Genomic DNA, 18,177 nt, shown 5'->3' with positions numbered 1-18,177 from the left:
GAGCGGGTGAGGCGGCTGTCCGGCGCGCCGTGACAGGCTGGTCGCGATGACCAGTGTCCTGTGGCTCCGCCGCGACCTCCGGCGCCGCGACCTGCCCGCCCTGGACGCAGCCGCCGACGCGGGCGCGGACGGCGTGCGCGTGCTGTTCGTGATCGACCCGGTGCTGTGGGACAGCGCCGGGCCGGTGCGCCGGGGCTGGCTGGCGGCCAGCGTCCGCGCGGCCGCCCAGTCCTACGACGGGCGTCTGAGCGTCCGGGTGGGTGACCCGGAGACGAAGGTCGCGGCCTTCGCCCACGAGGTCGGCGCCGACTCGGTGCACGTCAGCGCCGAGACCACGCCGTACGGCGTGCGCCGTGACCGCAGAGTGCGCCGGCGGCTTGCCGAGCGCGACGTCGCGTGGGTCGCCACGGGCTCGCCGTACGCCGTGGGGCCGGGCCGGGTGACGACGAGGCAGGGCCGCCCCTACCGCGTCTTCACGCCGTTCGCGCGGGCCTGGCGCGAGCACGGCTGGGCCGACCCCGCGACGTCGCCGCGGGGAGTGCGGCTCGGCGAGGACCGCTCCGAGGCACGCGCCGCCATCCGGCTCGACCGGGCGCTCGCGGACTGCCCGGTCGAGCTCCCGACCGCGGGAGAGGGCGCTGCCCTGCGCCGATGGCGCGCCTTCCGCGACGCAGAGCTCGCCGACTACGCCGACGGGCGGGACCGGCCGGACCGGCCCGGCACGAGCAGGCTCTCGCCGTACCTCAAGGTCGGCGCGATCCACCCCCGCACGATCCTCGCCGACCTGGCGGGCGCACGCTCCGAGGCGGCCCGCTCCTTCGTCGACGAGCTGGCCTGGCGCGAGTTCTACGCCGACGTCCTCTCCTGCGAGCCGGAGTCGGCGTGGCGTGACCTGCGGCCCGAGCTGGGTTCGATGCGCTACGACGCCCCGGGTCCGGTCGCCGACCTCGTCGAGGCGTGGAAGACCGGGCGCACCGGGTTCCCGATCGTCGATGCCGGGATGCGGCAGCTCGCCGAGACCGGCTGGATGCACAACCGGGTGCGGATGATCACGGCGAGCTTCCTGTGCAAGGACGTCCACGTGTGGTGGCCGGCGGGTGCGCGACACTTCCTGGACCATCTCATCGACGGCGACCTCGCCAGCAACAACCACGGGTGGCAGTGGGTCGCGGGGACGGGGACGGACGCCGCGCCGTACCCACGCGTCTTCAACCCGGTCACCCAGGGCCGCACGTTCGACCCCGAGGGCGACTATGTCCGCCGCTGGGTGCCCGAGCTCGCGCACGTCTCCGGGCGTCGTGCGCACGAGCCCTGGACGGTCGCCGACGGTTACGACCGCGGCTACCCCAGGCCGGTGCTCGACCATGCCGAGGAGCGGGCCGAGGCCCTGCGCAGGTACGGCGCCACCCGGTGACCAATAGGCTGCGACGCGTGCAGATCTGGCGGTCCCTGGACGACGTCCCACCAGACCTCGGCCGCACCTGCGTGGTGATCGGGAACTTCGACGGCGTCCACCTCGGCCACCAGCACGTCGTACGCGAGGCCCGCCAGGCGGCCGAGGGGCAGGGCCTGCGGGTCGTCGCGGTCACCTTCGACCCGCATCCGATGGCCGTGCTGCGCCCCGAGCACGCCCCGGTCGCCATCACCGACATCGCGACCCGGGCCGAGCTGCTCCGCACCGCCGGCGTCGACGACGTCCTGGCGCTTCCCTTCGACCTCGACGTCGCCTCCTGGCAACCCGAGGAGTTCGCCCGGCGGGTCCTGTCCGAGGTCCTGCATGCGGCCGTGGTTGTGGTCGGCACCAACTTCCGGTACGGCGCCCGAGCCGCCGGAGACGTCGTGACGCTGACCGCCAGCGGGGTCGACCTCGGGTTCCAGGTCGTCGGCGTCGCCCTCGACGGCGGCCCTCAGGTGTGGTCCTCGACCTACGTGCGTACCTGTCTGGCCGCCGGTGACGTCGCCGGCGCCGCGGAGGCGCTCGGCCGTCCCTTCGTGGTGCGTGGTGTCGTCGTCCGTGGCGACCGACGAGGTCGCGAGCTCGGGTTCCCGACCGCCAACGTGCCGACCCGTGCGCTCTCGGCCGCCCCCGCCGACGGCGTCTACGCCGGGTGGCTGCGCCGCATCGACACCGGCCAGCGCTACCCGGCGGCGATCAGTGTCGGCACCAACCCGACGTTCGAGGGCGAGCGTGAGCGTCGGGTGGAGTCCTATGTGCTCGACCGCGACGACCTCGAGCTCTACGACGTCGAGGTCGAGGTCGCCTTCGTCGAGCGGATCCGGGGGATGGAGAGGTTCGACGGGGTGGAGGCGCTGGTGGCGACGATGCACGACGACGTACGCACGGCCCGCGAGCTGCTGGGGCAGCCGTGAGCGAGCGGCGTCCGGTCGTCGACCTGACCGACGAGGAGGCGCGGCGTGCGCTCATCCTGAAGTGGGGCACGGTGCCGGCCGACGTGCTGCCGGCCTGGGTCGCCGAGATGGACTACGCGCTCGACCCGATCGTCCACGAGGCGGTGCTGCGCGCCGTCCGCGACGGCGTGACGGGGTACCCGGTCTTCGGCTACACCCCGGAGCTGGGGGAGGCCTACGCCGGGTTCGCCGCCCGCCACTACGGCGGCGAGGTGGAGCCGGAGTGGGTCTACCCCGTCGTCGACGTCACGGCGGGGGTGCGGGTCGCGATCGACGTGCTCTCCGAGCCCGCACCGGTGGTGTTCCTCGTGCCGGGCTACTCGCCCCAGCTCGACGTCGCCGACCTCACCGGGCGGCGCCGGGTCGACCTCGTGCTCGACGCCGACGCACAGCGCGCCGAGATCGACCTCGACCGGCTCGACGCGCTGCTGGCAGACGGAGCCCGGACGCTGCTGCTCACCCAGCCGCACAACCCGTGGGGCCGCGTCTTCTCGCGGGCCGAGCTGGAGGGGATCCGCGACGTCGTGGTGCGGCACGGCGCCCGTGTCGTCTGCGACGAGATCCACGCGCCGTTGGTGCTGCCGGGCGCCGCGCACACGTCGTACCTCGCCATCGAGGGCACCCACGACCACGCGGTGGCCGTCGTCGCGGCATCGAAGGCGTTCAACACCGCCGGCCTGCGCTGCGCCCAGCTGCTGGCGCCCGACCCCGAGACCCGCCGCCGCCTCACCGAGGTGCCGATGTCGCGCAACGACTCGTGGTCGCCACTGGGAGTGGTGGCCGCGGTCTCGGCGTACACCGACGGGGACGGGTGGCTGGCCTCCCTGGTGGAGCGCCTCGACGGGTTGCGGAGCCAGCTGTCCGACCTCCTCGCCGAGCAGCTGCCGCTGGCGCGGATGCGGCCCCTGGAGGCGACCTACCTGGTGTGGCTCGACGCTCGCGCCTACGGGCACGCAGACCCGGCCGAGGTCGCCTTCGACCGAGGTCGGGTCAAGGTCGCGCCCGGTCACGACTACGCGCCCGGGCTCGCCGGTCACGTGCGGCTGAACATCGCGACGAGCCCCGATCGGCTCCGCGAGATCGTCCGCCGACTCGCCGCCGCCTGGTCCTACCACCGTTGAGTTGCGTGTTCCAACCCGTCGAATTGCGTGTTCCAACCCGTCGAGTTGCGTGTTCCAACCCGTTGAGCGGCGAGTTCCGACCCGGACCTCAACGGGCCGGAACACGCAACTCGACGGGTTGGAACACGCAACTCAACGGGTTGGAACTCGCCTCTCAACGGGCGAGGACGGCGGCGACGACGGTGGGGATCGGGAGCGGGTCGCTGGCAGGCAGGGAGTCGCGGAGGAGTGCGACCCGGGCCGCCAGAAGGGCCGGGACCGGCCGGTCGCCCTGCACGCGGATCTGGGCAGCCGTGGCCACCCACGGGGCGACCTCCCCGGCCGGTACGCCGCGGGCCGTCGCGACCAGAGCCGCGGCCTCCAGCGCGCTGGCCAGCGGGAACTGGTAGGTCAGGGCCACGGCAGCCGTGACGGCTGCTCGCGCCCGGTCGTGAGCCTCGTCGAGGTCGCCGCGCGCCAGCAGCGCCAGGGCGAGCAGTGAGCGGACCAGCGGCAGCTCGCGCTCGACGCCCAGCTCGGTGCCCTCCAGGTCGGCGGAGCGCCCGACCTCCACGGCCGCGTCGAGGTCTCCGTCGACCAGATGCAGGCCGCAGGCGACCTGGAGGAGCACCACCCGGGCGATCCGACGCTGCTCGGTGTGCATCGGCATCGCGCGCTCGACCCACCGTCGGACCCGGTCCAGGGCACCGACCTGCCAGGCCACCATGGAGGCCGTCGGCAGGCTTGCGGCCAGCTGCTCGGCCGACCCACCGCTCTCGCAGAGGTCGAGGGCTGCCTCGGCGTACGCCGCTGCCTCGGGGTCCCCGCGTTCGCCGAGCACGCTGCCGAGTCCCATCGCAGCACTCACCCGCAGGTCGATCCCGTGCCCGGAGGCCGACTCGATCGCCTGCCGGACCAGTGCCACTGCCGCAGGGCCGCGGTCGAGGTCGTCGAGGATGCCGGCGAGGAAGATCTGGGCGCGGGCCACGTAGGCGCTGTCGACGTCGGCGAGCAGCTCGATGGCCCGCTCGAGCTGGGGCACGGCTGCGGTGTCCTCGCCCGCCCAGTAGTTGAGGTAGCCCAGCGCGTACGTCGCGTACCCGGCCCACTGCTCGTCCTCGTCGCCGCGGTCCGCGAGCAGCCGGCTCAGCCAGAAGCGGCCCTCGCCGACGTTGGTGGCGGCCCAGTAGCGGTGCAGCCGGAACGCCACCTCCAGGCAGCGGGTCCTGTCGGCGGTCCCAGCCACGCCCGCGCCCAGCAGCCCACGCACCGAGGGCAGCAGCGCGCTCACCGACTCGGCGAACGGTGCCGGGGGCGAGCGCGGGTCGTCGGGAAGCGTCGACTGGACGAGGTCGGCCAGGCGCAGGTAGGCCTCCCGCTCCTCACCCGCGGCGACCAGGTGCTGACGGGCGAACCGGTGCAGGTCGTCGTCCTGCTCGTAGGTCCATCGCGAACCCGACCGGTGCGCGGTGACCAGGTTGCGGTCGCCGAGCTCGCGCAGGAGCCGAACGACGCGCACCGCGGCGACGTCGTCGCCGGCCGACACCGCACGCACCGCGATCAGGTCCGCTGCTCCCTCGAGCACCGACATCCGGCGAAACACCGCCGCCTCGTCGGGCTGGAGCAGGGCATGGCTCGCCTCGGCGACCTGGCGTACGGCGTCGACCGAGCCGGCGGCCATCTCGTCGAGATGCTCCACGACATCGGCCGGGGACATCGCGGTCAGCTGCGCGGCCACCAGCTCCAACGCCAGCGGCAGGCCGGCGCAGTGGCGGCACAGTGCGTCGAGGTACGACGCGAGGTCGGCGTCGACGACCAGCTCACCGCCGTACTCCGAGATCCGGTCGGCGATCAGCCGGACCGGCTCGCTGGCCGCGAGCTCGTCCGGGGTGGCGTCCTCGGGCAGCGCGAGTGGCGCGAGGACGATGACGCGCTCCTCGGAGAGCCCGAGCGCCACTCGGCTCGTGACCACCACGGTCGTGTCGGGCGCGCCCTCCAGGAGCGAGTGGGCCATCGACGCCGCGCCGTCGCGCACGGCCTCGCAGCCGTCGAGCACGACGACCGTGCGCCCGAGCCTGGCCAGATGGCGGGCGACGGTCCGGGCCGGCTCGTCGCCGCTGGCGGGAAGCCCCAGGGTCATCGCCACGGTCGCGTCGACGAGGGCGTCCTCGGCGACGTGTGCCAGGGAGACCCAGTGCCGACCGCCGGGCAGGTCGACCGCGCGGGCGGCGACCTCCTGGGCCAGCCGCGACTTGCCGACGCCTCCGGGCCCGGTGACTGTCACGAGTCCCGGTCGGCTGGCCGCGCTGGCCAGTCGGCGCAGGTCGGACTCGCGCCCGACGAACGACGTGCCTGACTTCGGCAGGCGAGCGGGCCCCGTCGGCTCCGCCGTCTCCAGGACGTGGAGGTACGTCGCGACCGTGTCGGCCGAGGGGTCGACGCCGAGCTCCTCGGTGAGCAGGCTCCGACAGGCCTCGAAGGCCTGCACCGCCGCCGACCGGTCGCCGGCTGCTGCGAGGGCCGAGATGAGGGCGCGATGCACGCGCTCGTCCAGCGGGTGTGCGGCCACGAGGTGCCGGCCGAGGGCGACCGCGGCGGGGTGGTCGTCCAGCTCGCCGTACGCCGCGGTGGCGAGCAGCCCGGCCTGGAGCACGGTCTCGCGCAGCCGCGCCCGGTGCGGGTCGAGCCACGCTGCGTCGAGGCCGGCGGCGAGGTCGGCGGGGTCCAGCGTCGGGGCTGGCCCCAGCCGCGAGACCAGCGCGTGCCAGCGGCCGGTGGCACGTAGCCCGGCGGCGGTGGCCACCGTCGCCTCCAGCTCGGCCACGTCGGTGGTGACACCCGCGGCCAGCCGGTAGCCGGTCGGCGTGGTCACCACGACGTCTGACCCGATCTCGGCGAGGCGCTTGCGCAGGTCGGCCACGAGGCCTCGGACCGCCACCCGCCAGGTGGAGGGCGGCTCGTCCCAGATCAGCGAGGCGAGTCGGTCGGCGGCCATCGGCCCCGGCTCCAGCGCGAGTGCCGCGACCAGGAGATGGGCGCGCCGGCCCCCCAGGTGGGCGCCCTCGACCGTCTCGGTCGGCTCACCCCCGGTGACCGCGACGCCGCCCAGCAGGCCGATGCGCACACGCCGATGATAGGACCGTCGTCGGCCCGCCCTCCTCGGAGGACGGGCCGACGTACGCCCACGGACGTCCCCGCGACTCCGGGTCAGAGTCGCCCGAGCATCGTGAACGTGCCCGCGTGGCCATGAGCACCCCGGTGATGGTGGTGGTGCTTGGGCGGCATCGGGACCTTGATCGCCTGGGCCCGCAGGATCTGGCCGGTGACCCCTGTCTTGTCGATGCCCCAGATCAGGAAGCCACGACCGTTCGACCGGGTGGTGATCTGGGGTGCGCCGCCGGCGATGGTCTGCTTCACCTTGAACAGGAAGCGGTACGCGTGCGAGCCCTTGGCGAAGTTCGCGACCATCAGGCCGCCGGACTCCTCGTCGACGGTGACCAGGCGGCCGGTGCCGTCCGAGTTGGCGTCGATCGAGGAGATGTTGTTGCCGTCACCGCTCTTCTTGGCCTTGCCGAACGACTTGCCCTTGAAGGTCCAGGTGTCGGGTGTGTAGATGTCCTTGGCGCTGACGCCCACCATCCGGATCTTCTTCCCGGCCCTGACGATCTGCTCGATGTTGCCCCGGGTGTAGGAGCCGGCGACGTTCTTGAACCCGGTCCACCCGGAGCCGTGGGAGGGCTTCGAGGCGACCGCCACCTTGCCCGACAGCGAGCCGTAGGCGCTGGTGGTGAGCACCGTGCGCTTGCCGTTGTCGGCCAGCTGGGCATTGCCCACGAAGTAGGGCCGGACGAAGGTCTTCGGCGTCGCCGAGACCGTCGAGTAGTAGTACGCACGCCTGTCCAGGGTGCCGACCTCACCGACCGCGGCGATGCTCACGCCTCCACCCTTGTGGGCGATCGCCGAGGTGAGCGTGCCGAGAGTGGGTGCGCCGGGGACGGCCAGGGACGTGCCCAGCTTGTTGTGGGAGACGACGTTGGTGCCGAACACGCCGCTGAACTCGCCGCTGTCCGGGTCGACCTGGGCGATCCAGACGAGCTCGACGTTGTTGCCGGAGACGACGACCTTGACGTTCTGGGCCGACGAGTCACCGAGGGCGGTGGTGCCCTGCACGCCCCCGACGCACGACTTCGACTTGGTCTTCAGCACGCACAGGTGGAGGTTGCGCAGACCCGGGGTGCTCGACTTGTCGCCGATCCACGCGACGTACGTCGTGCCGTTCTTGGTCGTGGCCGCGTCGTACCCGGACAGCGTCGTGCCGGACTGGAGGTTGAAGGTCTTGCCGGTCTTGCCGCGGTCGGGGGTTGCGGCGCCGGCCGACCCGGCGGCGAGGCCGGCGACGGCGCTGGCCAGGACGAGCCCGGCGACGGCGGTGAGTGCGGGTACGGCGACCCGCCTGGAGCGTTGCATGGCGACTCTCTTCCGGTCATGGGGTGAGCCCGTGGGCTCAGGTCACGACCAGTCCAGCCACCCGGCGTAACGCCGGCGTAATGCCCCCACGCGATAGTACGGATCACGAGGCGGGTCTCGGGGTCCTTGGAGGCAGCCTCGTGATCCGTACTATCGCTCGGAACTCAGGCGTCGAGGTCTTGCTCGACGAGGGTCGCGATCGCGTCGACGTCCGCCTCGACGTCGCCGGAGACCTCGACCGTGTCGCCCTTGCCGGCGCCGAGGGTCATGATCATCAGCGCCGAGCTGGCGTCGACCGGGTCGCCCCCGGGCACTCCGAGGAGCACCTCGGAGTCGAGCTCGCCGGCGGCCTCGGAGATGATCGCGGCGGGACGGGCGTGGAGGCCGACGGCGGAGCCGACGACGACGGACTTGGTGGGCATGGGGGTCTCCTTCTGCGGTGGGATGGTGCTCGGGGTCAGACGGTGGCGAGCTCGGGGTCGCTGGGCCAGGCGGTCTTGGCCGTCACCACGGCGAAGGCGCCGACGACCACGCCCACAGCCAGAGCGATCACGTAGCCCAGGATGTTGTGGACGGCGAAGATCACGAAGATCCCCCCGTGCGGGGCGCGGACGGCGACTCCGAGGAGCTCGCTGAGCCCACCGGTCACCGCACTGCCGATCATGATCGAGGGGATCACGCGCAGGGGGTCGGCGGCCGCGAAGGGAATCGCGCCCTCGGTGATGAACGACGCCCCGAGCAGCCAGCCCGCCTTGCCGTTCTCCCGTTCGGCGACGGTGAACAGCTGCGGCCGCAGCACCGTGGCCAGCGCCAGCGCGATCGGCGGGACCATGCCGGCCAGCATGACGGCAGCCATGATCTTCAGCTGCGGCGCGTTGCTGGCCAGCCCGGCGGCGCCGATCCCCGTGGTGGCGAAGACGTAGGCGACCTTGTTGAGCGGACCGCCCATGTCGAAGGCCATCATCAGGCCCAAGATGATGCCCAGGACCACCGCGCTGCTGCCGCTCATGTTGGTCAGCCCGGCGTTGAGCCTGTCCATCAGCCAGGCGATGGGCTTGCCCAGGACGATGATCATCAGCAGTCCGGCGATCACCGACGTCAGCAGCGGGATGACCATCACCGGCATCAGGCCACGAGCCCAGGTCGGCACCTTCCAGCCCGCGATCCAGTGGGCGATGACGCCGGCCAGCACACCGCCGGCGATGGCGCCGAGGAAGCCGGTCGCGGGGAGGGCGGTGCCGTTGGTCGCCGTCACGTTGAACAGGTTGGTCGCGAGCCCGCCCAGGATGAAGCCCGGGGCGATGCCCGGCCGGTCGGCGATGGCATAGGCGATGTATCCGGCCAACGCGGGGATGAAGAGGGCGAACGCCGTCTTGCCGATGATGAAGAACAGCGCGCCGACGTAGGCGAAGAAGCCACTGGCGAAGAACCCGGTGCCGAAGAGCACGTGGTGAAGGCCGAGGGCGCCGGCGTCCGGCAGGTCGAACAGCGTGTTGTGGACGGCGATGTCGCCGTAGGGCCCGACGATCTCGTAGCCGCCGAAGAGGAAGCCGAGCGCGATCATCAGACCGCCGGCGGCGACGAACGGGATCATGTACGACACGCCGGTCATCAGGACGCGACGGGTGCGCGCGCCCCACGACTCGCCGGCGCCACCGCCCGTGCTCTCGCCCGCCACGACGCTGCCCTCGACGCGCGGGGCGTTGGGGTCCTCGGCGTACCTCAGGGCCTCGGCGATCATCGCGTCGCCGTCGTCGATGGGGCGCTTGACCCCCGAGGAGACCACCGGCTTGCCGGCGAAGCGGCCACGGTCGCGGACCCCCACGTCGACGGCGAAGATCACCGCCGACGCCGCGGCGATGGTCGCGGGGGAGAGCGGCTTGGATCCGGCCGAGCCCTGGGTCTCGACCGCTATCGGGACACCGGCCTTGGCCGCGGCTGCCTCCAGGGCCTCGGCCGCCATGTAGGTGTGGGCGATGCCGGTGGGGCACGCCGTCACCGCGACCAGGGACTTCTCGCCGGTCCCTGCCGCAGCCGGGCCGGGGGCGGCGGCAGGGGTGGCCGCGGGTGCGTCCGCGACGACCTCGAGGACGAGGTCGACGACCTCCTGGTCGGTCGTGGCGTCGCGCAGCCCGGCGGTGAAGTCGGCGCGCACGAGGGCCCGGGCCAGCTTGGTCAGCAGCTGGAGGTGGGTCACGTCGCCGCCGGCCGGGGCGGCGATCAGGAAGGCCAGGTCCGCGGGCCCGTCCTTGGCACCGAACTCCACGGTCGGCTGGAGGCGGACGAACGCCAGGGTCGGCTCCTCGACGGCCGCGGTCCGGCAGTGGGGGATCGCGATGCCGCCGGCCAGCCCGGTCGGGGCGGTGCCCTCGCGGGTGATCGCGTCGGTGGCGAGCTGGTCGGGGTCGGAGGTGCGCCCGGCGTCGGCCACGATGGCGGCCAGTGCTCGGATCACCTCGTGCTTCTCGGTGCCGAGATCGGCATCGAGTCGCACCAGTGCGCTGGTGATGAGGTCGGACATGGGGTCAGACTCCTTGTGGCAGGTTGAGACGGGTGACGTGCACGAGCTCCGTGCGCACCTGCCGGGGGTGGGGGATGGTCGTGCCGGGTAGGCCTGCGGCGGCGCTGCCGTAGGCCACGGCGAGGGAGAGTCGCTGCTCGGGCGCGCGACCGGTCACGTCGCCCAGGAGGTAGCCGAAGAGGCTGGAGTCGCCGGCCCCGACGGTGCTGACGACGGTCGTGGGCGGGGGAGCGGCATGCCAGGCACCCCCGCGGTTGACGAGCACCGCACCGTGCGGGCCGAGGGTCACCAGCACCGACTCGACCCCGCGCCGGACCAGGTCGAAGGCGGCCTCCGCGGCCGCCGCGGGCTCGGCCTCGAGCTGCTCGGCGTGCTGGCCGGTGAACGACGCGAGCTCCTCGCCGTTCGGCTTCATCAGGTGGGGCGCGCAGGTCCGGTCGCGGGTGAGACCGTCGACCAGGGCGCGCAGGGGTGCGTCGCTGGTGTCGACCGCGACCCTGGCGCCGGCGGCTCGCAGGGCGACCACGAGTCCGGCGTACCACTCCGGAGGGGCACCGGGGGGCAGGGAGCCTGCGAGCACCGTCCAGTCGGCCCCGGCGGCACGCCGTACCAGGGCGTCCTGGAGCTCGGCGAGCAGCCGGGGGGTGGCCTGGGGGCCGGGGCTGTTGAGCTTCGTCGTCGTGCCGTCGGGCTCGGTGATCGTGACGTTCACCCGAAGGTCGCCCTCGTGCTCGACCGGGCGGCAGTCGATCCCGGCGGCGAGCAGCTCGTGGACGAAGGGGTCGCCCTTGGGCGCCGGCAGCACGGCGATGGAGGGGAGATCGGCAGCGACGCAGGCGCGCGAGATGTTCACGCCCTTGCCGCCCGCCTGCGAGATGACCGACTCGGCGCGCTGGACGGCGCCGCGCTCGAGCCGGCCGGTGAGGTTGACGGTGCGGTCCAGGCTGGGGTTCGCCGTCAGGGTCACGATCATGGGGCGAGGCCGTCCCGGCCGCGGACGATGCTCATGCCACGACCACCTCGACGCCGGCCTTGGCCAGCGCGCGACGGTCTGCCGTGGAGACGGCGCTGTCGGTGACCAGGACGTCGATCTCGCCGGGCGCGGCGAACCTCACGGCCGTCTCGATCCCGAACTTCGACGCGTCGGCGACCGCGACGACCTGGCGACCGGCGCCGATCAGAGCGCGCTTGACCGCGGCCTCGTCGGGGTCGGGGGTGGTCAGGCCGTGGTCGGGGGTGACGCCGTTGGTCCCGACGAAGGTCACGTCGACCCGGAGGTGCGACAGGGCCTCCACGGTGTCCGCGCCCACGGCGGCCTGCGTGGTCCGGCGCACGCGTCCAGGCAGGAGGCGCAGGTCGAGATGGCGCTGACCGGCCAGCCGGGCCGCGATCGGCACGGCGTGGGTCACCACCGTCAGCGGATGGTCGAGCGGCAGCAGGGAGGCGAGCCTGCTGGTGGTGGTCCCCGCGTCGAGCACGATGGTCCCGTTCGCCGGTGGCAGCAGCTCGAGGGCGGCGCGCGCGATCCGCTCCTTGGTCTCGGTGTTGACCAGGTCGCGCTCCCGCAGCCCGGCCTCGATCAGGGAGATGGACGACGGCGGCACGACGCCGCCGTGGACGCGGCGTACCAGGCCCATCCGCTCGAGAGTCGACAGGTCGCGGCGCACCGTCTCGGTGGTCACGTCGTACTCTCGTGCCAGCTGGTTGACCGACACCCGGCCGCGCTGGCTGACCAGGCGCGCAATGGCCTGCTGACGCTCCTCGGCGTACATCGTCAACGCGGACTCCTGTCTGTGTATGTGTGGTTTTACGCCCGAATCTGTTGACTTGTCAAGCCGGTCCGTGGCAGCGTGTCGCCATGAGCGACCTTGCGTCCAGCCCCGAGTCGTCGACCACGCTGCACGGGACTCCCGTCGTCCCCGGGGTCGCCTACGGTCCGGCAGTCGTGGTCCGCGGCGAGGTGTCGCCGCAGGCGATCGCGCGATTCGACTCCTCGGGACTCGACGCCGAGTCCGGCCTCGCCGTCTACGACCAGGCGGCTGCGGCGGTCTCCGAGGGTTTCGTACGCCGGGCGGAGAAGGCCTCGGACGCCGCGGCCGAGGTGTTGACGGCCAGCGCGGGACTGGCGCGCGACAAGGGGCTGCGCTCGGCGGTCCGCAAGCATCTGGCCTCCGGCGACGACCTGCTCGCGTCGGTGCACGCCGCGGTCGAGCAGTTCGCCCAGGTCTTCGACTCCATGGGAGGGCTGATGGCCGAGCGGGTCACCGATCTGCGCGACATCGAGCGGCGCGTGGTCGCGCACCTGGTCGGCGAGCCGGAGCCGGGGGTCCAGCTGCCCGACACGCCGGTGGTGCTCGTCGCCGAGGATCTCGCCCCCTCCGACACCGCGACCCTCGACCCCCGCGTCGTCGTCGCCCTGGTGACCGAGCGCGGCGGACCCACGAGCCACACCGCGATCATCGCCCGGCAGCTGGGCATCCCCTGCGTCGTCGGCACCGCGGGCGCACTCGGCCTGACCCCCGGCACCCCGCTGCTCGTGGACGGCGTCGCGGGCACCGTCGCGACGTCCCCCGACGCCGCCGAGGCGCGGCGCCTGGTCGAGGCCGACCGGGCGGATCGTGCGGCGCTCGCCTCGTGGAGCGGGCCGGGCGAGACCGCCGACGGCACCAAGGTGAAGATCCTGGCCAACGTCGCCGACGGCGAGTCGGCCCGGGCCGCCGCCACCGGCCCCGTGGAGGGAGTCGGCCTCTTCCGCACCGAGCTGTGCTTCCTCAACCGCACCGAGGAGCCGTCGGTCGAGGAGCAGGGGGCCATCTACGCCGAGGTGCTGGCGCCGTTCGCCGGACGCTACGTCGTGGTGCGCACGCTCGACGCCGGGTCGGACAAGCCGGTCGCCTTCGCGACCCACGAAGGCGAGGAGAACCCGGCGCTCGGCGTGCGTGGGCTGCGGCTGTCCTTCGACAACCCCGACCTGCTCGAGCGGCAGCTCGACGGCATCGCCGCCGCGGCCCGCGAGACGGGCACCGAGACCTGGGTGATGGCGCCGATGGTCGCCACCGTGGCCGAGGCCGCGGAGTTCGCCGAGAAGGTGCGCACGCGAAAGCTGAGGCCCGGAGTGATGGTCGAGGTGCCATCGGCGGCGTTGCTGGCACACCGGATGCTGGAGGTGGTCGACTTCTTGTCCATCGGCACCAACGACCTGACCCAGTACGCCATGGCCGCCGACCGGATGGCGACCGACCTCGCGCATCTGACCGACCCGTGGCAGCCCGCCGTGCTCCAGCTGGTGGCGATCACCGCCGAGGCGGGCAAGCAGGCAGGCAAGCCCGTCGGCGTCTGCGGCGAGGCCGCCGCCGACCCGCTGCTGGCCTGCGTCCTGGTGGGCATGGGCATCACGTCGCTGTCGATGGCCTCGGCCGCGGTCCGGCCGGTCGGAGCGCGCCTCTGCGCAGCGACCATGGACGTCCTCGAGGACGCCGCCGAGGCCGCCCTGGCCGCCAGCGACCCGAAGGCCGCCCGTGCGGCCGTGCGCCAGGTCCTCGATCCCCGTTGAGTGGCGAGGTCAGGCAGCGGCCTCGGTGACGGGCTGGTGCTCGACCAGGCCGAGCAGGACACCCAGGAACTTCGCGAAGACCTCCGGGTCCTCGAACACGTCGGCGTCCAGGGTCGAGTGCGAGAGCACCAGGTCGGGGACCACGTCGGCGCCGGCAACCGTGGCCGATCGGCGCGCGTCGTCGTGCGACCACCTGCCGCCGGACCGGGTCGGCGTCGCGCCGACGACCGCGAACGGCTTGCCCTTGAGCGCCCCCGCGCCGTACGGACGGGACAGCCAGTCGATCGCGTTGTTGAGGACCGCCGGCATCGTGCCGTTGTACTCCGGGGTGACCGCGAGCACCCGGTCCGCCGCGGACACCTGGGCGCGCACCTCGCGCACGGCGGTCGGCAGCGTCTCGGTGGTGTCGAGCTCCTCGTTGTAGAACGGCAGCTCGGCCAGCCCGGTGGCGATCTCGAGCGTGACGCCCTGGGGTGCCTCGGCCTGGAGGCGCTCGGCGATCCGGCGGTTGTAGGAGTCCGCGCGCACGCTGCCGAGGAGGACGACGACGTGGGAGCTGCGGATGTCGCTGTGATCGGTCATGCGGCACTAAACGGACCATGGTCCGTTTCTATTCCGAGCACTGGGTCGCTGTCTCCGGGGAGGGCTAGCGTGACCACGTGCCGATCCGCCTGCCGCTCGCCGACGACGAGCCGGCCGAACGCCGCGACGCCGCGCGCAACCGCGACGCGCTCCTCCGGGCGGCGCAGGCCCTGATCGACCACTGCGGGGTCGGCGCGGTGACGATGGACGCCGTCGCGGCGCGCGCCGGCGTGGGCAAGGGCACCGTGTTCCGGCGCTTCGAGAGCCGCGAGGGACTGATGGCCGCGGTCCTCAACCGCAGCGAGACGGGGTTCCAGGCCGCCATCCTGTCCGGTCCGCCGCCACTGGGACCCGGGGCGCCCCCGATGGAGCGCCTCCTCGCACTGGGCCACGCCCGGATCGAGCTGAACCTGCTCCATCGGTCGCTGATCTCGGCGGCGGGCCGGGCGGGCACCCGCAGCTACGCCGCGATGTCCTTCATCGCGATGCACGTGCGCTACCTCCTCGGCGAGCTGGGAGTCCGCGGCGACGTCGCGTTCCTGGCCACGGCCCTGCTCGCGCCTCTCGAGGTGCCGATCCTGGAGCAGCAGGTCGAGATCGAGGAGATGCGGCTGGCGCGGATCACGGAGGCCTGGGACGACCTCGCCCGCCGCATCGTCGAGGGCTGAGCCACGCCGACTCGGCACATAGGTACGCACGAGACCCGCCGACTCGGCACACAGGTACGTCGAAACCGCGCCGAGTCGTCATATGCCGACTCGGCGCATGATGCGGCGCAGAAGGGGAACGGCTCCGCCCGACGTCCTACCCGCCCGGGTGGACCGACGGAAGGAGCGCTACATGGGCTACGGACTCGGCATCTTCCTGCTCGCGGTGGGCCTGATCCTCGCCCTGGCCGTCCGCGACACGATCAACAACGTCGACCTGACGATGATCGGCTGGATCCTCGCCGCGGTCGGCGTCCTCGCGATCGTGCTCAACGCCGCCGCGATGACCCGCGGCCGCGGGTCCCGCACGGTGTCGACGACGACACACGCCGACGGCACGCAGACCACGACCGAGCAGGCGCAGCGCCAGGACCCCCCACCGAGCGTCTGATCGCGCCCGCCCGACTCCGTCCGCTGGCGGGTCGACGGCGTTTTGGGCAGCGTGAGAGCCCGCTGATAGCCTCCTTCGGTTGCCGTGCAACGGCCGCGGACAGAGAGTGCCCGGGTGAACAGGCCCCGGCGCGCCGCGCAACGAGCGTGCCCCTCAGGGGCCGAGAGGGAGCCTGGATGTCGATCGGTACCGACGCGGATACCAAGAAGAAGATCATCGCCGACTACGCCACGACTGAGGGCGACACCGGCTCGCCCGAGGTGCAGATCGCGCTGCTCAGCCACCGCATCAGCCACCTGACCGAGCACCTGAAGGAGCACAAGCACGATCACCACACGCGTCGTGGTCTGCTGCTGCTCGTGGGTCAGCGTCGGCGACTGCTGAACTACCTGAACAAGACCGACATCGAGCGCTACCGCTCGATCATCGAGCGTCTCGGCCTGCGCCGCTGACGCCGCGGAGCGGCCGCCCCACCGGGTGGCCGCTCCTTCCACGTTCCGGGTCTCCCGGATCCTTCTTGCATAATTGAACACGCAACCGAACCAGGAGCGGCCCGCACACGTCGGCCCCGGTCCTCGGTAGTGGTCTTCGGACCGTCCCCCTGGGATGGGCCGCGGATCTCGATCGAAGACCGGCCGGACGCAGGACAAGTCCAGCGGGCGTTCGCGGGGTCGCTCCGCGAAGAGAAAGGACAGGGCACGAGAGCCCATGTCTGAACCCATCATTTCCGCCGTAGAGACCGTTCTAGACAACGGCCGCTTCGGCACCCGCACCCTCAAGTTCGAGACCGGCCTGCTGGCCCGCCAGGCTGCGGGAGCAGTCACGGCCTACCTCGACGACGAGACGATGCTGCTGTCGGCGACGACCGCCGGCAAGCAGCCCAAGGACCAGTTCGACTTCTTCCCCCTCACCATCGACGTCGAGGAGCGGATGTACGCCGTGGGCCAGATCCCCGGCTCGTTCTTCCGCAGCGAGGGTCGTCCGGGTGAGGACGCGATCCTCACCTGCCGCCTGATCGACCGGCCGCTGCGCCCGACTTTCAAGAAGGGCCTGCGCAACGAGGTCCAGGTGGTCATCACCGTCCTCGCGCTCGACCCCGACCAGCCCTACGACGTGCTGGCGATCAACGCCGCGTCGATGTCGACCCAGCTCTCCGGCCTGCCGTTCTCCGGCCCGGTCGGCGGCGTGCGGGTCGCCCTGATCGAGGGCCAGTGGGTCGCGTTCCCGTCCCACAGCCAGCTCGAGCACGCCGTCTTCGACATGGTCGTCGCCGGCCGCGTCACCGAGACCGGCGACGTCGCGATCATGATGGTCGAGGCCGAGGCCACCGAGCAGACCTGGGACCTCGTCCAGTCCGGCACCCAGGCTCCCACCGAGGAGGTCGTGGCCGGTGGCCTCGACGCCGCGAAGCCGTTCATCAAGCAGCTGTGCGAGGCCCAGGCCGAGCTGGCGAAGCAGGCGGCCAAGCCGGTCCAGGAGTTCCCGGTCTTCCTCGACTACGAGGACGACGTCTACGACGCCGTCGAGGCCGCGACGAAGGCCGATGTCGCCTCCGCGATGACCATCGGCGACAAGCAGGAGCGCGAGGCCCGCACCGACGAGATCAAGGCCGGGCTGCTCGAGAAGCTCGCCGGCCAGTTCGAGGGCCGCGACAAGGAGATCGGCGCGGCGTACCGCTCGGTCACCAAGGCCGTGGTCCGCGAGCGCGTCCTGCGCGACAAGATCCGCATCGACGGGCGCGGCCTGGCCGATATCCGGCCGCTGCACGCCGAGGTCGACGTCATTCCGCGCGTCCACGGCTCGGCGCTGTTCGAGCGGGGAGAGACCCAGATCCTGGGCGTCACCACCCTCGACATGCTCAAGATGGAGCAGCAGCTCGACACGCTGTCGCCGGAGAAGCACCGCCGCTACATGCACAAGTACGTGTTCCCGCCGTTCTCCACCGGCGAGACCGGCCGGGTGGGCTCGCCCAAGCGCCGCGAGGTCGGCCACGGTGCGCTCGCACGTCGCGCGCTCCTGCCGGTGCTGCCGACGCGCGAGGAGTTCCCCTACGCGATCCGCCAGCTCTCCGAGGCCATGGGCTCCAACGGCTCGACCTCGATGGGCTCGGTCTGCGCCTCCACGATGGCGCTGCTCCAGGCGGGCGTGCCGCTGCGGGCCTCGGTCGCGGGCATCGCGATGGGCCTGATCTCCGGTGAGGTCGACGGCCACACGCAGTACGTCGCGCTGACCGACATCCTCGGCGCCGAGGACGCGTTCGGGGACATGGACTTCAAGGTCGCCGGCACCAAGGAGTTCGTCACCGCGCTCCAGCTCGACACCAAGCTCGACGGCATCCCCGCCGAGGTGCTGGCCGCGGCTCTCACGCAGGCCCGCGACGCCCGCCACACGATCCTCGAGGTCATGGGCGAGGCGATCGACGGTCCCGAGGAGATGTCGGTCCACGC

The 18,177-nt window shown here is 72.5% G+C and carries 15 protein-coding genes; 8 read left to right on the top strand and 7 right to left on the bottom strand.

Going from position 1 to position 18,177, the window contains the following annotated elements; all coding sequences use genetic code 11:
• Positions 1–46: 46 nt before the first annotated feature.
• The 3 genes from VHW64_RS09715 to VHW64_RS09705 are packed head-to-tail and all read left to right on the top strand — an operon-like array spanning position 47 to position 3,530.
• Positions 47–1,414, top strand: a complete 1,368-nt coding sequence (locus VHW64_RS09715; protein ID WP_329650339.1) for a deoxyribodipyrimidine photo-lyase — start codon at positions 47–49, stop codon at positions 1,412–1,414.
• Positions 1,415–1,431: 17 nt separating this feature from the next.
• Complete coding sequence (locus tag VHW64_RS09710; protein ID WP_329650338.1) at positions 1,432–2,370, top strand: bifunctional riboflavin kinase/FAD synthetase; 939 nt, start codon at positions 1,432–1,434, stop codon at positions 2,368–2,370.
• Complete coding sequence (locus tag VHW64_RS09705; protein ID WP_329650337.1) at positions 2,367–3,530, top strand: MalY/PatB family protein; 1,164 nt, start codon at positions 2,367–2,369, stop codon at positions 3,528–3,530. Before VHW64_RS09710 ends, VHW64_RS09705 begins: the two co-directional genes overlap by 4 nt.
• A 154-nt stretch (positions 3,531–3,684) precedes the next feature.
• Here VHW64_RS09705 and VHW64_RS09700 read toward each other — a convergent pair whose 3' ends face one another.
• The 6 genes from VHW64_RS09700 to VHW64_RS09675 form a co-directional block, all read right to left on the bottom strand.
• Positions 3,685–6,633, bottom strand: coding sequence for an ATP-binding protein (locus tag VHW64_RS09700; RefSeq protein WP_329650336.1), 2,949 nt, complete (start codon positions 6,631–6,633; stop codon positions 3,685–3,687).
• A gap of 83 nt (positions 6,634–6,716) precedes the next feature.
• Entirely contained in the window at positions 6,717–7,976 is a 1,260-nt protein-coding gene (locus VHW64_RS09695; RefSeq protein WP_329650335.1) for a hypothetical protein, read from the bottom strand.
• Between the two features lie 164 nt (positions 7,977–8,140).
• Positions 8,141–8,398, bottom strand: coding sequence for an HPr family phosphocarrier protein (locus VHW64_RS09690; protein WP_329650334.1), 258 nt, complete (start codon positions 8,396–8,398; stop codon positions 8,141–8,143).
• Positions 8,399–8,433: 35 nt separating this feature from the next.
• Entirely contained in the window at positions 8,434–10,497 is a 2,064-nt protein-coding gene (locus tag VHW64_RS09685) for a fructose-specific PTS transporter subunit EIIC (protein ID WP_329650333.1), read from the bottom strand.
• A 4-nt stretch (positions 10,498–10,501) separates the two neighbouring features.
• Positions 10,502–11,470, bottom strand: a complete 969-nt coding sequence (locus VHW64_RS09680; RefSeq protein ID WP_329650332.1) for a 1-phosphofructokinase family hexose kinase — start codon at positions 11,468–11,470, stop codon at positions 10,502–10,504.
• Between the two features lie 31 nt (positions 11,471–11,501).
• Positions 11,502–12,269, bottom strand: a complete 768-nt coding sequence (locus VHW64_RS09675; protein ID WP_329650396.1) for a DeoR/GlpR family DNA-binding transcription regulator — start codon at positions 12,267–12,269, stop codon at positions 11,502–11,504.
• Positions 12,270–12,355: 86 nt separating this feature from the next.
• Here VHW64_RS09675 and ptsP point away from each other — a divergent pair, with 86 nt between their 5' ends.
• Positions 12,356–14,050, top strand: coding sequence for a phosphoenolpyruvate--protein phosphotransferase (gene ptsP / locus VHW64_RS09670; protein WP_329650331.1), 1,695 nt, complete (start codon positions 12,356–12,358; stop codon positions 14,048–14,050).
• 9 nt (positions 14,051–14,059) lie between these two features.
• Here the strand turns inward: ptsP and VHW64_RS09665 are convergent, their stop codons facing one another.
• Entirely contained in the window at positions 14,060–14,632 is a 573-nt protein-coding gene (locus VHW64_RS09665) for an NAD(P)H-dependent oxidoreductase (protein WP_329650330.1), read from the bottom strand.
• A gap of 77 nt (positions 14,633–14,709) precedes the next feature.
• Between VHW64_RS09665 and VHW64_RS09660 the strand changes: the two genes are divergently transcribed.
• The 4 genes from VHW64_RS09660 to VHW64_RS09645 form a co-directional block, all read left to right on the top strand.
• Positions 14,710–15,300: a helix-turn-helix domain-containing protein gene (locus VHW64_RS09660; RefSeq protein ID WP_329650329.1), complete on the top strand. Its 591-nt coding sequence runs from the start codon at positions 14,710–14,712 to the stop codon at positions 15,298–15,300.
• A 172-nt stretch (positions 15,301–15,472) separates the two neighbouring features.
• Positions 15,473–15,730, top strand: coding sequence for a DUF6458 family protein (locus VHW64_RS09655; RefSeq protein ID WP_329650328.1), 258 nt, complete (start codon positions 15,473–15,475; stop codon positions 15,728–15,730).
• A 176-nt stretch (positions 15,731–15,906) separates the two neighbouring features.
• Positions 15,907–16,182, top strand: coding sequence for a 30S ribosomal protein S15 (rpsO, locus tag VHW64_RS09650; RefSeq protein WP_349256877.1), 276 nt, complete (start codon positions 15,907–15,909; stop codon positions 16,180–16,182).
• Between the two features lie 256 nt (positions 16,183–16,438).
• On the top strand, positions 16,439–18,177 hold a 1,739-nt coding region (locus VHW64_RS09645), incomplete at its 3' end, for a polyribonucleotide nucleotidyltransferase (protein ID WP_329650327.1).

Source organism: Nocardioides sp., assembly GCF_036267815.1.
Classification (GTDB): domain Bacteria; phylum Actinomycetota; class Actinomycetes; order Propionibacteriales; family Nocardioidaceae; genus Nocardioides.
This window is presented reverse-complemented; position numbering and strand designations above follow the sequence as displayed.

Bases quoted from the DNA above. Each gene is read 5' to 3' on its own strand.
- ptsP (WP_329650331.1), top strand. From the start codon at position 12,356: ATGAGCGACCTTGCGTCCAGCCCCGAGTCGTCGACCACGCTGCACGGG.
- VHW64_RS09680 (WP_329650332.1), bottom strand. From the start codon at position 11,470: ATGATCGTGACCCTGACGGCGAACCCCAGCCTGGACCGCACCGTCAAC.
- VHW64_RS09665 (WP_329650330.1), bottom strand. From the start codon at position 14,632: ATGACCGATCACAGCGACATCCGCAGCTCCCACGTCGTCGTCCTCCTC.
- VHW64_RS09690 (WP_329650334.1), bottom strand. From the start codon at position 8,398: ATGCCCACCAAGTCCGTCGTCGTCGGCTCCGCCGTCGGCCTCCACGCC.
- VHW64_RS09685 (WP_329650333.1), bottom strand. From the start codon at position 10,497: ATGTCCGACCTCATCACCAGCGCACTGGTGCGACTCGATGCCGATCTC.
- VHW64_RS09675 (WP_329650396.1), bottom strand. From the start codon at position 12,269: ATGTACGCCGAGGAGCGTCAGCAGGCCATTGCGCGCCTGGTCAGCCAG.
- VHW64_RS09655 (WP_329650328.1), top strand. From the start codon at position 15,473: ATGGGCTACGGACTCGGCATCTTCCTGCTCGCGGTGGGCCTGATCCTC.
- VHW64_RS09695 (WP_329650335.1), bottom strand. From the start codon at position 7,976: ATGCAACGCTCCAGGCGGGTCGCCGTACCCGCACTCACCGCCGTCGCC.
- VHW64_RS09715 (WP_329650339.1), top strand. From the start codon at position 47: ATGACCAGTGTCCTGTGGCTCCGCCGCGACCTCCGGCGCCGCGACCTG.
- rpsO (WP_349256877.1), top strand. From the start codon at position 15,907: ATGTCGATCGGTACCGACGCGGATACCAAGAAGAAGATCATCGCCGAC.